The organism is Myxococcota bacterium (assembly GCA_035498015.1).
Taxonomy (GTDB): Bacteria; Myxococcota_A; UBA9160; order SZUA-336; family SZUA-336; genus VGRW01.
Window position 1 is genome coordinate 1 of sequence record DATKAO010000081.1, and the last position, 14,399, is coordinate 14,399.

Annotated in this window: 15 protein-coding genes; 10 read left to right on the forward strand and 5 right to left on the reverse strand. The window is 69.2% G+C overall.

What is annotated here, in order from left to right:
* Positions 1-479: 479 nt before the first annotated feature.
* Positions 480-1,082 (reverse strand): nitroreductase family protein, encoded by a 603-nt coding sequence (locus VMR86_06350; GenBank protein HTO06662.1) that lies wholly within the window; start codon positions 1,080-1,082, stop codon positions 480-482.
* Between the two features lie 59 nt (positions 1,083-1,141).
* Entirely contained in the window at positions 1,142-3,655 is a 2,514-nt protein-coding gene (ligD, locus tag VMR86_06355; GenBank protein ID HTO06663.1) for a DNA ligase D, read from the reverse strand.
* Between the two features lie 136 nt (positions 3,656-3,791).
* Between ligD and VMR86_06360 the strand changes: the two genes are divergently transcribed.
* From VMR86_06360 to VMR86_06395, 8 genes are all read left to right on the forward strand, one after another.
* A complete protein-coding gene (locus VMR86_06360) occupies positions 3,792-4,556 on the forward strand; it encodes a hypothetical protein (GenBank protein ID HTO06664.1) in 765 nt (254 codons plus the stop codon).
* 2 nt (positions 4,557-4,558) lie between these two features.
* Complete coding sequence (locus VMR86_06365; protein HTO06665.1) at positions 4,559-6,031, forward strand: DUF1254 domain-containing protein; 1,473 nt, start codon at positions 4,559-4,561, stop codon at positions 6,029-6,031.
* Positions 6,028-6,453, forward strand: coding sequence for a hypothetical protein (locus VMR86_06370; protein ID HTO06666.1), 426 nt, complete (start codon positions 6,028-6,030; stop codon positions 6,451-6,453). Before VMR86_06365 ends, VMR86_06370 begins: the two co-directional genes overlap by 4 nt.
* On the forward strand, positions 6,450-7,301 hold the full coding sequence (locus tag VMR86_06375) for a hypothetical protein (GenBank protein HTO06667.1): 852 nt from the start codon (positions 6,450-6,452) through the stop codon (positions 7,299-7,301). Before VMR86_06370 ends, VMR86_06375 begins: the two co-directional genes overlap by 4 nt.
* Positions 7,302-7,364: 63 nt before the next feature.
* On the forward strand, positions 7,365-7,787 hold the full coding sequence (locus VMR86_06380; protein HTO06668.1) for a hypothetical protein: 423 nt from the start codon (positions 7,365-7,367) through the stop codon (positions 7,785-7,787).
* A gap of 200 nt (positions 7,788-7,987) precedes the next feature.
* Positions 7,988-8,836: a Ku protein gene (locus VMR86_06385; protein HTO06669.1), complete on the forward strand. Its 849-nt coding sequence runs from the start codon at positions 7,988-7,990 to the stop codon at positions 8,834-8,836.
* A gap of 10 nt (positions 8,837-8,846) precedes the next feature.
* Positions 8,847-9,680 carry a tetratricopeptide repeat protein gene (locus VMR86_06390; protein ID HTO06670.1) on the forward strand — a complete coding sequence of 278 codons (834 nt, stop codon included), beginning with the start codon at positions 8,847-8,849 and terminating at the stop codon, positions 9,678-9,680.
* The gene (locus tag VMR86_06395) at positions 9,681-10,271 is read left to right on the forward strand and encodes a DUF2867 domain-containing protein (GenBank protein ID HTO06671.1); all 591 of its coding nucleotides are present in this window, start codon (positions 9,681-9,683) and stop codon (positions 10,269-10,271) included.
* Here VMR86_06395 and VMR86_06400 read toward each other — a convergent pair.
* A complete protein-coding gene (locus VMR86_06400; protein ID HTO06672.1) occupies positions 10,259-10,987 on the reverse strand; it encodes a dienelactone hydrolase family protein in 729 nt (242 codons plus the stop codon). The genes VMR86_06395 and VMR86_06400 overlap by 13 nt on opposite strands.
* Positions 10,988-11,004: 17 nt before the next feature.
* On the opposite strand from VMR86_06400, the gene VMR86_06405 reads away from it, so the two are divergent.
* The gene (locus VMR86_06405; GenBank protein HTO06673.1) at positions 11,005-12,168 is read left to right on the forward strand and encodes a hypothetical protein; all 1,164 of its coding nucleotides are present in this window, start codon (positions 11,005-11,007) and stop codon (positions 12,166-12,168) included.
* Positions 12,165-13,175 carry an amidohydrolase family protein gene (locus VMR86_06410; GenBank protein ID HTO06674.1) on the forward strand — a complete coding sequence of 337 codons (1,011 nt, stop codon included), beginning with the start codon at positions 12,165-12,167 and terminating at the stop codon, positions 13,173-13,175. The genes VMR86_06405 and VMR86_06410 overlap by 4 nt, the downstream gene beginning before the upstream one ends.
* Here the strand turns inward: VMR86_06410 and VMR86_06415 are convergent.
* Both VMR86_06415 and VMR86_06420 read right to left on the reverse strand, forming a co-directional pair.
* Complete coding sequence (locus VMR86_06415) at positions 13,172-13,606, reverse strand: TIGR03067 domain-containing protein (GenBank protein HTO06675.1); 435 nt, start codon at positions 13,604-13,606, stop codon at positions 13,172-13,174. The two genes, VMR86_06410 and VMR86_06415, sit on opposite strands and share 4 nt — an antisense overlap.
* Positions 13,603-14,352, reverse strand: coding sequence for a short-chain dehydrogenase/reductase (locus VMR86_06420; protein HTO06676.1), 750 nt, complete (start codon positions 14,350-14,352; stop codon positions 13,603-13,605). The genes VMR86_06415 and VMR86_06420 overlap by 4 nt, the downstream gene beginning before the upstream one ends.
* Positions 14,353-14,399: the final 47 nt, after the last annotated feature.

Sequence of the window (14,399 nt, forward strand, 5' to 3'; positions counted from 1 at the left end):
ACGAGTGCGCAAGTGCAAGTCAGCGGATCACACTGCGCCGGACAGGAACAGCGCGGCGACGCCAGCGGCGATGGCCGCGGCCCAGACCAGCTTGATCTCGCGCGGGCCGGGCGCGCCGCGCACGAAGCCGGGATGCCGCACAGCTTCTCCGCTCCGCCGCGTAGAAAAATCCAGTATGCCGAGAGCGCCCAGACGGCGAAGAGCGACGTGACGAATGCCCTTCCCCAAGGGTTGCCGGAGTGCAGCTCGAGGAAGCGCTCGAGAGTGAGTCCGCCGATCGAGCGGTAGCCGTCGGCGAGCGCCGGATCGCGTTCGCGGTGCGGCCGGCGGAGCCAGCCGATCGCCGCGGCCAGCACGGCGTTGTACCAGAGGCGGCGCGGCTCCCACCAGCGCGGACCGGCCGGCGCGTAGCCTCCGGCCCGGGACAGCATGCCTTCTCCAGCCCCCATGCCTGACTCGATCGGCAGGAGGCGTGAGTCTCAGAAGCGGTCCCAGTGAATGACTTCTTCGACCGGCTTGCGCGCGACGGGCCCGAACCGGCCCTCGGGCCAGCCGAGCGGAATCGTGACCTGGATGCGGTGAGAGGCCGGCAGGCCGATGATCTCGCGCAGCTGCGGCTCGCACATCATGTGGAACGTGGTGAAGACGGTGCCGAGACCCATGGCGCGCGCGGCCACGATCAGGTTCTGCGCCGCCGGATACAGCGCCGCGGGCACGAACTCGTCGTAGGGGTTCCCGGGCGGGTAGATCGAGGCGCCACAGACGAAGATGACCACGGGCGCCGCGTCGAAATGACTCGCGAGGTATTGCGCGCCGCGCATCATGCGCAGGCGCGCGACGGGCACTCCGCCCGAGTCCGGAATGGGCACCAGGCGCGGCAGCACCTGCGCCCGCACCACGTCGCCGATGCGCTTGCGCTGGGCCGGGTCGCGCACGACCACGAAGTCCCAGCCCTGGGAGTTACCGGGGCTCGAGGCGCAGGTGGCCGCGTGAATCACGCGTTTCAAGAGCTCTTCGGGCACGGGGTCGGGCTTCAGCCGGCGCATGGCGCGCGTGGTCGTGAGTGCTTCGAGGGCGTCCATGGCCGCGAGGCTACCACGGGCTCGCGCCGTTCGCGTTCGATCCGGCGACGAGCGCGCGCTCACTCGCCCAGGCGCTGGGCCAGGGCGCCCAGTAGCTCGACCGCGTCGACACCCGGGCCGAGCACGCCGAGCATCGGATCGCCGGTCCTTGCCAGCTGCGCAGGCGCGGTCTTGATCGTGAACTTCGTGGGGTCCAGGCGCGCGGTCACTCGCTTCCACTCGAGCGGCATCGACACGGGCGCGTGCAGACGCGGGCGTACGGAGAAGATCGACGCGATCAGCTTGCCGCGGCCGTTCTGGAGGTAGTCGACGTATACGCGGTCGCCGCGCGCGGCCACGGGCCGCGTGATGGTCGCGATCTTCGGCAGGTCGGCCACGACCGCGCGCGCGAGCACCTCGGCCAGGCGGCGCGTGTCGTCGTGGTCGAGCGCGGCCGCCAGCGGCAGGAGCACGTGCAAGCCGTCCTGGCCGGAGGTCTTCACGAAGTGCGCGGCGCCGAGCTCATCGAGCATGTCGTGAATGTGTCTCGCGATCTGGACCACGTGCGCGAAGGGGGCTTGCTTGGGGTCGAGGTCGAGCACGAGCCAGTCGGGCCGGTCGAGTGATTGGATGCGCGAGTGCCAGACGTGCAAGGGAATCGCGCCCGAGTTGACCACGTACAAGAGCGTGCGCAGCTCGTTGCAGATGAAATAGTCGGTGCCTTCGATCTCCTGGCGCGTGACCCAGTCGGGCGTGAAGTCGGGCGCGTTCTTCTGGTAGAACGACTTGCCCTCGATGCCATCGGGGTAGCGGGTCAGGACGAGCGGCCGGTCCTTCAGGTAGGGCGCGAGCCAGGGCCAGACCACCTCGTAGTAGGCCAGCAGGTCACCTTTGGTGTAGCCCTCGGCGGGCCAGAACACCTTCTCGAGCCGGGTGAGTCGCGGCTGGCCGTCGTCCTGCTGGCGCTTCTTTGGCACCGGCTCGGGGGCCGGCGGCGGTTCGGGCACGCCCGCGACCTCCACGGGCGCGACGCACTCGTCGAGCGACGCGCCTGCGACGAGCCCTACGAACACGGGGTGGCGCAGCATGCCCTGGGAGGTGACCTCGGTGTAGCGCACCGCGCACACGAGCTCGGGCTTGGAGAACACCACGCCGCGCAAGGGTACCTCGCCCTTGAACTGCGGCTCGGCGACGCGCGCCGCGTCGAGTGACTCGCGCAGCTCTGCCACCCGGCGGTCGTCGAGCCCCGAGCCCGCGCTGCCCGCGTAGACCCACTCGCCCTTCAGGCGCCACGCGAGCAGCACGGACCCCAGCGCCTCGCGCGAGCCCTTGCCCTTCGAGTAACCCACGATCGCGAGCCTGGCCGTGCGGGGCAGCTTGATCTTCAGCCAGTTTTTCGAGCGGCGGCCGCTCTCGTAGCGCGAGTCGGCGCGTTTGGCGACGATGCCCTCGAGCTCCGCCTCGCGCGCCGCTTCGAGCAGTGCCTCGCCCGCGCCCGCCACGTGGTCCGAGAAGCGCACGAAGCCGAGCCGCGGCACGAAGTGAGACAGGATCTCCTTGCGCGCCGCGAGCGGCACGGCGCGCAGGTCGTGGCCCATGGCCGACAGAGCATCGAACGCGTAGTAGCAGAGCGGTATCTCGATCTCGCCGCGCGGGCTCGGCTCGTTCCGGAAGCGCGGCTGGAGTCTCTCGAACGAGGCGCGTCCGCGCTCGTCCAGCGCCACCACCTCGCCGTCGATCGCGCACTCGGCGACCGGCAGGTGGCGCACGGCGCGTGCGATCTCCGGGTAGGCCAGGGTCACGTCGCGCCCGCTGCGCGCCACGAGCCGGGGCGTACCGTCGCGCTGCTTGACCGCGATCACGCGCGCGCCGTCGTACTTCACCTCGAACAGCCAGCCATCCCGGGTGAACGCGTCTTCGGCGCTCTCGGCGAGCATCGGCTCGAGCGCAGCGTCGGGCAGCGCGCGCAGCGGCGCGCCCGCCGCCCGGGCGAGTGACTCGACCTCCTCGCTGCGGCTCACGCCTGCGCCGAGCTCCGCCACGGTGAGCCCCGAGAGCACCGACCCGGGCTCGTTCTCCACCACCTCGCCCTTGGGCGGCTCGCCCCGGCGCTTGGCCAGCCACAGCCAGCTCTTGCCGCCCTCGCCCTTCATGCGCACCAGAGTGAAGCGCCCGCGCAGCTTGTGACCCGCGAGCAAGAGGTCGAGCTTTCCGGCGGCGAGCCCCTCCGAGGGGGAGTGACCCTCGACCGTGTGGTAGCTCCCGCGGTCCCACACGATCATCGCCCCTGCGCCGTAGTTGCCCTTGGGAATGACTCCCTCGAAGTCGGCGTACTCGAGCGGGTGATCCTCGGTCTGTGCGGCGAAGCGCTTCTCCTTCGGGTCCAGCGTGGGCCCCTTCGGGATCGCGAAGCTCACGAGCGCGCCGTCGATCTCGACCCGGAAGTCCCAGTGCATGGAGCGCGCCGCATGCTGCTGCACCACGAAGATGCGCGCGGCGCCCGGCGCGATCGGACGCGCGTCGGCATCCAGGCCGAACGGCTCGGGCGTCGCGTTCGGATCGCGCTTCTCGCGGTAGCGCCGCAGGTCCGCCATGCACGGCCATAGTAACCGACGCGCCGCGGTTCCCCGAAATCGCGCGCGGCGGGTAGACTGCGCACTCGGAGGGGACAACCCGGTGACTCGTCTCTGGATTCTCGCACCGCTCTGCGCGTGCTGGCTCGCCGCTTCCGTGGCTCGCGGCGACGGAGGCCCGTCGAGCGAGGACATGAACAAGTCCAACAACCCACTCACTCCGTCGTTGGGGCTGAACTTCCAGGACCAGTACGTCCACTCCTATTACCGGCTCGATCCCGACACCGACGGCAACAGCGGCCTCTACCGCGCGACCGTGCCGTTCAGGCTCTTCGGCCTGCCACAGCTCGCGCGGCTCACGGTGCCGGTCGTGACTTCGCCCGACGAGCCGAACCCGCCCGGATCCACCACGGGCTTCGGCGACATCAACCTGTTGGACATCTTCCTGTTCAGGGCGGGGCCGCTCGAGCTGGGCGTGGGCCCGCAAGTCACCTTCCCGACCGCACAGGACCCGCGTCTGGGCACGGGAAAGTGGCAGGCGGGCGCCGCGGCGACCGTGGTCTCGGCGCATTCGTGGGGCCTGCTCGGGGCGCTCGTCACCTATCAGCGCTCCTTCGCGGGCCACGACGGCACGCGCGACCGGCAGAGCGCGATCCAGACCCAGCCGTTCGTGATCGTGAACCTGCCCGCCGCGTTCTACCTGCGCAGCACGGCGACCATGAACTTCGACCTGATCGGGAGTGACTACTTCATCCCGATCGGACTCGGGCTGGGCAAGGTGTGGAAGCTCTCGAACGGCACCAAGATCAACCTGTTCGCGGAGCCCCAGTACACCTTCTGGCACGACGGCCTCGCGCCGCAATGGCAGGTGTTCATGGGCCTCAACTTCCAGCTGCCACTCACTGTGAAGACGGAGAACTAGAAATGCGCGTATGTCTCACTCTGCTTCTCGCCGCCATGCTCGGCTGTGCGGGCACGAAGCCCGCCGAGAAAGCGGCGCCCGAAGCAGCCAAGACCTCGCCCGCCGCCGACTATCACTTCGCGAACGGCTATCCGACGCCCGAGACGGTGCAGAAGGCGTACGACGACGCGGACCTGATTCGCGCCATCCAGGCGTACCGCTTCTTCTATCCCACGGTGTCCGGCGCGGCGATCATCCGGGGCAACAAGGACATCGGGGTGATGCCGAACCGCGTGTTCGGCACGCTCGACGGCAAGCCGATGCACATCGGCTTCACTTACAACTCCGACACGCCCTACGGCCCGATACCGCTGGACCTGTCCAGTGGCCCGTTCGTGATCGAGCTGCCTGCGGGGCCGCTGATCGTCGTGGCGATCGACGTGAACCAGCGTTGGGTGGCCGACATGGGAATGCCCGGCCCCGATGCCGGCAAGGGCGGGAAGCACCTGTTGCTGCCGCCTGGCTACAAGGGCAAGGTCCCGAGCGGCTACTTCGTGTGGAAGTCCACCACCAACAACCTGATCGTCGGCGTGCGGTCACTCCCCGTGGGCGGAGACCTGACCGCCGCCATCGAACGCATCAAGACGGTGAAGGTCCACCCACTGACTCCGGTCAAGGGCTGGAAGCCGCCGACCTGGATCGATCTCACTCCCAAGCCGCAAGACACCACACCGCTGGCCTGGGAGGACAACTTCCGGTACTGGCAGGTGCTGCGCGAGGTGATCGAGAGCGAGCCGGCGTTCGACGAGTTCCGGCCCTATTACGGCGAGCTCGCGGTGCTCGGGATCGCCAAGGGCAAGCCCTTCACGCCGGACACGCGCATGAAGGGGATCCTCGATCTGGCAGCCAAGATCGGAAACGCCCAGATGCGCGTGCAGTCGTTCGCCGACCGCCGGCCCGAGCGCATGGTCTGGAACGACCGCAAGTGGGAGTGGGTCGGGCTGCAGCCCAAGAGCGGCGACTTCGAGGCGGAGTCGTATCTCGACGTCGACGCGCGCGAGGTCTGGTTCTACCAGGCGATCGGCGCCTCGCCGGCCATGTTCCGCCGCGGCGCGGGCTCCGGCTCGGTCTACTGGCTCGGGCTGCGCGACGCCAAGGGTCAGTATCTCGACGGCGCGAAGAGCTACAAGCTGACCGTGCCGCTGCCGGTCCCGGCAAAGCTGTTCTGGTCGGTCACCGTGTACGACACCGACACCCGCAGCCAGGTGGCGACCGACCAGGGCAAGGCCGCGCTGCGCTCGCTGTTCGAGCTCAAGGACCTGAAGGGCGGCGCCGCCGAGCTCTACTTCGGACCCAGCGCTCCCGCGGGTCACGAGGGTCAGTGGATCAAGACTCTCCCCAACAAGGGCTGGTTCGCGTATTTCCGCGTGTACGGTCCCGAGCAGGCGGCCTTCGACGGCGGCTGGAAGCCTGGTGACTTCGAGGTGGTGCCATGAAACTCCGCTGGTCACTCGCGATCGCGCTCAGCGCGCTGTGTCTCACGGCCTACGAGAAGCCCCAGCCCGACGCGAAGCTGGCTCTGTCTGCCACGCAGATCGCCGCGGGCGTCGGCTTCGCCTGGGGAACGGGCACGCTGACCTACGACGGCAAGGACTACCCGGTGAGCGTGGACGGCATCACGGTCGGCGCGGTCGGCATCGCCTCGGCCACGGCCGAGGGCGACGTCTATCACCTGAAGAAGGTCGAGGACATCGCGGGCAACTACACCGGCGCCGCCGCGGGCACCACCGTGGGCGGCGGCCGCGCGGGGCTGGTCATGCGCAACCAGAACGGCGTCGAGATCCGTCTCACGGCCACCACCAAAGGAGTGAGTCTCACGATCGGCTCGACCGGAGTGACGCTCTCGCTGAAGAAGTGACGCGCTGGCTACCCGCGCTCGCTCTGGCGCTTCTGCTCGGCCCGCTCGCGCATGCCGACGACAAGAAGCCCGAAAGCGACTCGTGGTTCCCGGGTCTGCCGCTGCTCGGCGACCAGGCGCGCGCCGCGGGCGCCGAGCTGCCGCGGTCCGTCGGCGTTGCGCTCGTGATGACCGGACTCAAAGGCCGCGACATCAACGTGACCGATCTGCGCATCGGGCTCACGAACGCGCCGCGCTCGGTCAGCAGGTTCGTCGATCTGGGCTCCACGAGCAACGTGGTGAATGCGAACCTGAAGGTCGACGTGTGGCTCCTGCCCTTCCTGAACGTCTACACGCTGTTCGGATACGTGAACAACAGCTCGGCGACTCACTTGCAGGTGAACGTGCCGCGCCTCGGACCGATCCCCGGCGTGCGCACGGCCCAGGCCACGGTCGACACGAAGCTCGACGGCTTCCTGGGCGGCGGGGGTGCCACGCTGGCCGGGGGCTACAAGCAGCTCTTCGGCGTGCTCGACTGCAACTACGAGCAGATCGACATGGGCTTCGACGACACCTTCCATGCGCTGATCGCGAGCTCTCGCATCGGCTGGAACGGAAAAGTTGACGAGATTCCCATGCAGTACTGGATCGGCGCCGGCTACTGGAACACCGCGGCCACCGCCAAAGGTCATGTAGACCTGCCGGAAGGCCGCCTGGTCTTCGAAGCCGACCAGCGACCGGTGTCCTACTGGATGTACGACCTCGGCGGCCAGATCTCGTTCAGCCGGCGCTTTCAGCTGTTCATCGACGTGGGCACGGACTTCCGCGGCGGCTACGTGTTTGCCGCCGGCCCCACCTGGCGTTTCTGATATGGTGACTCACACAAGGAGGAACCCATGCAAGCTCGATCGTTCGTTCGCGCATCGATTGTGGTGATATGCCTCGTCGGAATCGCCGGCATCGGCGGCGCCGCGGACAAGAAGGCGTCGAAGCCCAAGCCCGATGCCACGCTGAGCCTCACCGCCAAGCAGGTCTCCGCCGGAGTCGGCTACTCGTGGGGCGAAGGCAAGCTCACCTACAAGGGCAAGACCTATCCCGTGGTCGTCGACGGACTCACCGTGGGCACGGCCGGCGTTGCGTCGATCGCCGCAACGGGCAGCGTGACTCACCTCTCCAAGCTCGAGGACTTCGACGGGAACTACACCGCAGCGGCGGGCGGAGCCACGGTGGGTGGCGGCGCCGGCGGCCTCGTGATGTCGAACCAGAACGGAGTCTCGGTGAGCCTGCACGCGAAGACTCGCGGCGTGAGTCTCACGGCTGGAGTCTCCGGGGTGAAGCTCTCGATCAAGAAGTGAGCGTGCCTCGCTGCGCTCGCTCGGCGAGCTCGGCCCGGTCGGCGTAGCACAGCCCGATCGGGTCGAGCTCGACGTGTTCCGCCAACCGGACTCCGACCCGGGTCGTGGACTTTTCGCCGCAGCTGGCGAAACCGCCGGATGGTATCCTACGGTTTCGCTCCCCTCCGGTGCCGTCCCCCCCAAGAAGGCAAAGGAGTCCGATGCCCGCGCGCGCAATCTCCTCTGGGACCATCTCGTTCGGCCTGGTGTCGATCCCGATCAAGGTCTTCACCGCCACCAGCAGCAAAGACGTGCACTTCAGCATGCTGCACGACAAAGACAAGGCGCGCGTGAAGCAGCAGTACATCTGCTCCGTGTGCGGCGAGGTGGTCGACCGCAGTCACACCGTGAAGGGCTACGAGTACGCGCGCGACCAGTACGTCGTGATCACGGACGAAGAGCTCACGGGTCTGCAGCGCAAGACCGACCAGACCATCGAGATCGAGGAGTTCGTGCCGATCTCCCAGGTCGACCCGGTGTATTTCGAGAAGTCGAACCTGCTGGGGCCCGACAAGGGCGGTCACAAGGCCTATCAGCTACTCCACCGCGCGATGACCGAGACCAAGCGCGTGGCGGTCGGCCGCTACGCCACGCGCGGCCGGCTGCAGCTCGTGCTGCTGCGGCCGATGGGCGACGGCCTCGCGATGCACGGCCTGTACTACGCCGACGAGGTGCGCAACTTCGCCGACATCGAGATCGACAAGACGATCGCGGTGAAGGACGCCGAGGTGAAGCTCGCCAAGGAGCTGATCGAGCAGCTCTCGCAAGACAAGTTCCAGCCCGAGAAGTACGAGGACGACTACCGGCGCCAGGTGCTGGCAGCGGTGGATCGCAAGGTGGCCGGCGAGGAGATCGTGGCCGCACCGCCCGAAGAGGCGCGCGAGCAGATCATCGACCTGGTGGCCGCCCTCAAGAAGAGTCTGTCCGAGAAGGCGGCCGCGCACGAGAAGCCCGCCGAGACTGCCCGCAAGGGCGCCAAGGCGAAGGGCAAGAAGGCCGCGTCGAGCTAACCTCCCCGGCGTGGGGCGACAGTTGTCGACGACCGATGCCGCGCGCATCCTGGGCCTCTCGGAGGGGCGCATTCGCGAGCTGGTCCGCTCGGGCCTGTGCCGCCCCGCGCGCGACGGACGCAGCTACGCCTTCTCGTTCCAGGAGCTCGTGGTGCTGCGCGCCGCGGCCGGACTGCTCGCGAAGAACGTGCCGATGGCGCGCGTGCGCCGCGCGCTCGCGACGCTGGTGGAAGAGCTGCCGCCCGAACGCCCGATCTCCGGCCTGCGCATCTTCGCCGACGGCAAGCGCGTGGCCGTGCGCGAAGGCGGCACCGCCTGGGAGCCCGAGACCGGCCAGGTGCTGCTCGACTTCGGCGTGGACGAGCTCGAGGAGCGAGTCACCGAGCTGCGCGCGAGTCACGCGCACGCCCACGCCGCAGCCGAGGACGACGCCGCGACCGCGCGCGCCGAGTTCGAGCGCGGCCTCGACCTGGAAGACGAAGACCCCGCCGCGGCCTGCGACGCCTACGGCAAAGCCCTCTCGCTCGATCCCGACCTGGTCGACGCGTGGGTGAACCTGGGGCGCATCGCGCACCAGGCGGGGAACGCGAAGGAGGCCGCGCGGCTGTATCACGAGGCGCTCGAGCGCAGCCCCGAGGACCCCGTGGTGCACTTCAATCTGGCGCTCGCGCTCGAGGACGCGCGCGGGCCTGCGCCCGCCGCGAGTCACTACGAGCGCGCGCTCGAGCTCGATCCGAGCTTCGCCGACGCCCACTTCAACCTCGCGGCGCTGTGCGAGAAGCTGGGCCGCAAGACGGACGCGCTGCGCCACTACCACGCCTACAAGAAGCTGACCGAAGGCTGAGTGCGGGTCCCCGCCCGAGAGTTCCTGCAGCTTCGCTTGCTCGTGCACGAGGTCCTGCGCGGCGTTCCGCTGCGCGACGTGACCGCCGTCGAGCTCTCGGGTGGCGGCCCGGGTCGCAGCGTGTCCGACGTGCGGACCTTGTTCGGGTCGGAGCGGGCGGAGGACGCGAGCCTTCCGGTGCGCGCGCTGTTCGCGCTGCGTTGGAAGCTCGGGCGCTGGCTGGGCTGGGACGCGGAGAGTCACTCGATCGAATCACACCATCGGGAGTCGTACGTGCAGCGTGTCTGGCCCGAGCTCGCCAGCCGCTCGTGGGTGGCACCGGGCACGCGCGAGGGCGCCTGGGTCGTGCTCTACGTGCTCGAGCGCGAGGCGCTGACCGAAATCCGCAACGCGACGGTCCACGCGTTCATGTCGCTTTCGCTCGTGGAGCGCCCGGGCGGGTATCGGGTCTACGTGGCCGTGTACGTGGCACCGGTGAGTCGTTGGACGCCGCTCTACATGGCGCTGATCGAGCCGTTCCGGCGCTTCGTGGTGTATCCGGCCCTGGCGCGGCGGCTCCAGCGGAGCTGGCGCGAGCGCTACAGGTGCTGAGCGAAGAACGCGAGCATGCGGCGCCACGAGTCTTCGGCAGCGCTGGCGTCGTAGGCAGCGTGCATGGGCGTGCGCCGCGCGATCTGCGAGAGAAGACCGCCGCCGTGGTCGTTCATGTAGCCGTGCCCCACGCCCGGATAGACCTTCACGTCGTGCGCGATGCCGAGCTGGTTCAGGTGGCTCTCGAGCCGCCGAGCGTGCTCGAGGAACGGTCCGTCGCGCGCGCCGAAGCCCGCCACCACGGGACACACCCGGCGCAGTGACTCCGCTTCCGGCGGCACGCCGCCGTAGTAGGGCGCGCACACCTGGAAGCCGCCCTGTGCCGCCCACGCGAGCGCGAAGCCGCCGCCCATGCAGAAGCCCGTCACCCCGACCCGCGCGCCGTTCACGCCGGGCCGCGCGGCGAGAAAGGCGCGCGCCTGCTCCAGGCGGCCGTACGCGGGGCTTCCGGGCCGGACCGCGTCGCGCAGCGTGCGCACCACGCACAGGAACGGCGCGCCCGCGCCGTCGAACAACGCCGGCGCCAGCGCGGCATATCCCGAGGCCGCAAGTCGCCGCGCAATGCGCTGGATGTCGGGACTGAATCCGAGTATGTCGTGGATCGCGACCACCGCGGGCCAGCCGCCGGCAGGCGCTGCTCCGTCGGGAAGCACGAGCAGCGCGCGCATCTCGCCGCCTTCGCGCAGCGCAATCGTCTCGAGGCTCTCGATCGGCACGTTCGGAAGCCTACCCCATGAACGTGTTCTTCTGGCAAGATGCGCGGACCGTGACTGCCCGCCTCTTGTTCTGCTGGATCCTCCTGCTCGCGGCCCCCGCCAACGCCGCGCCGAAGACCTACACCCTGCAGGGTCACCTGACGTCGATCACGCCGGGCTCGCTGGATCCGACGAGCGCGCTGGCGGCGCTGGGCGTGGCGGAAGGTGCATCGGTCCAGGTGGACTGGACGGTGGAGACGACCACACCGCTCACGAGCTTCAACACGACTGCAAACACCGCGGCGTACGAGGGCGCAGTCACCGCGCTCACCATCACCATCGGGAGCTGGAGCGCCACGCTCACGTCGGGCCAGAACGTGGTGACGGTGGCGGATGACTCGGCGGGGCTCGTCGACGCCCTGCGCGTCGCGACCTCGGGCGCCGATACCAGCATGGTCCTCCAGGGCGCCGGCGTCCTCTCGATCGCGCTGAGCTTCACCGATCTCCAGACTCACACCGCGTCGTCGAACACCGGCCTCGACCAGACCCCGGCGCGCTACCCGAACCGCTCGGGCCTGGTGCAAGGTCCGAACGGCACCCTCGACTTCGACCTCGATACCGAAGTCACCGGCTCCGGCGCGAGCGGCGTATCGACTCCCTGCACGGTGTCCATGCTGAACGCCGCCGCCAAGTTCTGTCAGTCGCGGCTCAAGTGCTATCTGCAGCCGCGCATCCAGAACCTGCCCAAGCTCGAAGCCTGCGTGAGCAAGAGCAGTCAGTCGTTCCTCACGGCGCTCTCGAAGGCGCAGACGGCCGCGCAGAAGAAGGGGCTCACCTGCAGCCCGACCGACTTCACGGACCAGCTCACAAACCTCGAGGCGCGCGTGAACGGAGTCTTCGACCAGGCCGACGCCATCAACCCGGCGAACGTTCCGGTCGGGAACGCATGGCTCAACGCCGCGGGCGCGGATTGCTCGGCCGGCTTGAAGGCGGAAGCCGCGAACGTGAAGAAGCCCGACGCGGCCAAGCTCGATCAGGCGCGCGCCAAGGCCCACGACAAGCTCGTGACCACGGCCGGCAAGGCGGTGGCGAAGGCCGAGAAGAAAGGGGGCGTGTTCGACCCCGAGCCCGACCCGGGCGCCTTCGCGGACCTGTTGGACCAGCTGATCGACGACACGGTGACCGCCTTGGGCCCGATTTGACGGCCGAGCGCCCGCTCACGATCGACCTGCACGGCCACCTGCTCGTTCCAGCGGTCGAGAGACTCGTGGCCGACCGGCCCGAGAAGCGCGCGGAGCCCGAGCTCAACCTGCGCACCATGGGCGCCGCGTCGGTCGAGCACAACGCGCGCGTGATGCTGCCGTCGATCGGGACCAAGCTCACGAGCCTGGACGAGAGACTCTCCGACCTCGAGCGCATGAAGATCGACGTGCAGGTCGTGAGTCCGATCCCGACCCAGTACTACTACTGGGCCGACCCCGACCTGGCGCGCACGCTGGTCCGAACGCAGAACGAGGCCATCGCCGAAGCCTGCGCGCGCGCGCCCGAGCGCCTGCGCGGGCTGGGCAACGTGGCGCTGCAGCACTCGGACCTGTCGGTCGAGCAGCTGGAGCACGCGGTGCGAGGGCTCGGCCTGGCGGGAGTCGAGGTCTCGACCAGCGTGAACGGGCTCGAGCTGGCCGACGAGAAGCTCGAGAAGTTCTGGGCCAGGGCCGAGTCACTCGGCGCGCTCGTGTTCATCCACCCCATGGGCACGTCGCTCGGCGAGCGCGTGAACCGCTTCTACCTGCAGAACCTGGTCGGAAACCCGGCCGAGACCACGCTCGCGCTCTCGTACCTGATCTTCAGCGGCATGCTCGACCGCCATCCCGGCGTGAAGATCCTGGCCGCGCACGGCGGCGGCTACCTGCCCGCCTATGTGACCCGTTCCGACCACGGCCACTCCGTGCGCCCCGAGGCCCGCCAGATGCGCCGCAAGCCCAGCGAGTATCTGCGCAGCATCTGGTTCGACTCGCTGGTGTACGAGCCGGACGCCCTGCGCCGCCTGGTCGACGTGGTGGGCGCGAGCCAGGTCGTGATCGGCACCGACTACCCCTTCGACATGGGTCACTACGACCCGCACGCGCTGGTCGGCGCGGTGCCCGGCCTGGGCGTTGACGAGCGGCGCGCGATCCTCGGCGGGAACGCCCGCCGCCTGCTCGGTCTCTAGCGCTTGCGCACGAAGCGCGTGAGGATGGCCCCCGAGAAGGCCGAGGTCTTGAACTCGGTCGGCCGAGCCTCTCCCGAATCGCCCGTGCAGACCGTGAGCTGGTCGCCGTCGAGCTGGTAGATGCCCAGCACGCGCGCGGACCTGCCGTCGTCGGAGTCGATCCGCTTGGGCTGGCTCGTCTGATCGAGAATGAAGCGCTCACCGCCCATCATGCGGCCCTGGATCGTCCAGACGGCACCGTGCATCTCGGCCAGGTCGATGCCCTTGAGCTCGTTGTACACCACGACCCACTGACCCTGCAGCCGCTGGTAGTCACCTTCCAGCGCGTCCGTCGTGGGATCGGGCAGATACTGATCTCGGTACGGATGGGCCACGCACGCCGCGAGCAGCAGCGCGGCCACCCACCCGTTGCGGCGACTCCTCCGGTTCATGCCGGTGTCAGGTTCAGCACCACGCCACTCAGATGACTCGCCCGCTCCGAGGCCAGGAACACCACGGTGTCGGCAACCTGCTCCGGCTCCTGGATGGCCACGCCGCGCAGCAGCTCCTCCCAGCGCGACTCGTCGCCGAAGCGCTGGCGCGCGAGCGCTTTCAGCGGATCGGCGAGCCGGTCCGTGCGCGTGGCTCCCGGGTGCAGGCCCAGGACGCGCACGCCCGATTTCGTCGAGCCTTTGCCCGCTGCCTTGGTGAAGGCCTCGAGCGCGGCGTTGCCGGCCGCGCCGCAGATGTAGTCCGCCGGGTGCCCCACGCCGGCCATGCCGATCACGTTCACGATCACTCCGCGCCCGCGTGACTCCATGCGGGCGAGCACCGCGCGCGTGAGATTGATGAAGCCGAAGACCTTCAGGTCCCAGGCGTGTCTCCAGGTGGCCTCGTCGACGGCGGCGAGCCCGCCGCGCGGAATGTCGCCCGCGTTGTTCACGAGCACGTCGAGCTCACCGGCCTCGCCCGCGAGTCTCTCCGCCGCGTCCGAGGCGCGCAGGTCGACGGGGTGCACTCGCAGCTCCACGCCGAACTTGGCCGCGAGCTCCCGCGCCGCCGCGTGCATGGGCGCGCTCGAGCGGGCGGCCAGGTGCACGTTCGCGCCCTCCGCCGCGAAGCTCCGCGCACACGCGAGCCCGATGCCCTTGGAGCTGCCCGTGACCAGCACCGACTTGCCTCGAAGCCCCAGGTCCATGTTTCCTCCGCCTTCTGCAATCTGCAGGATACTGCGACTCCGCAGCC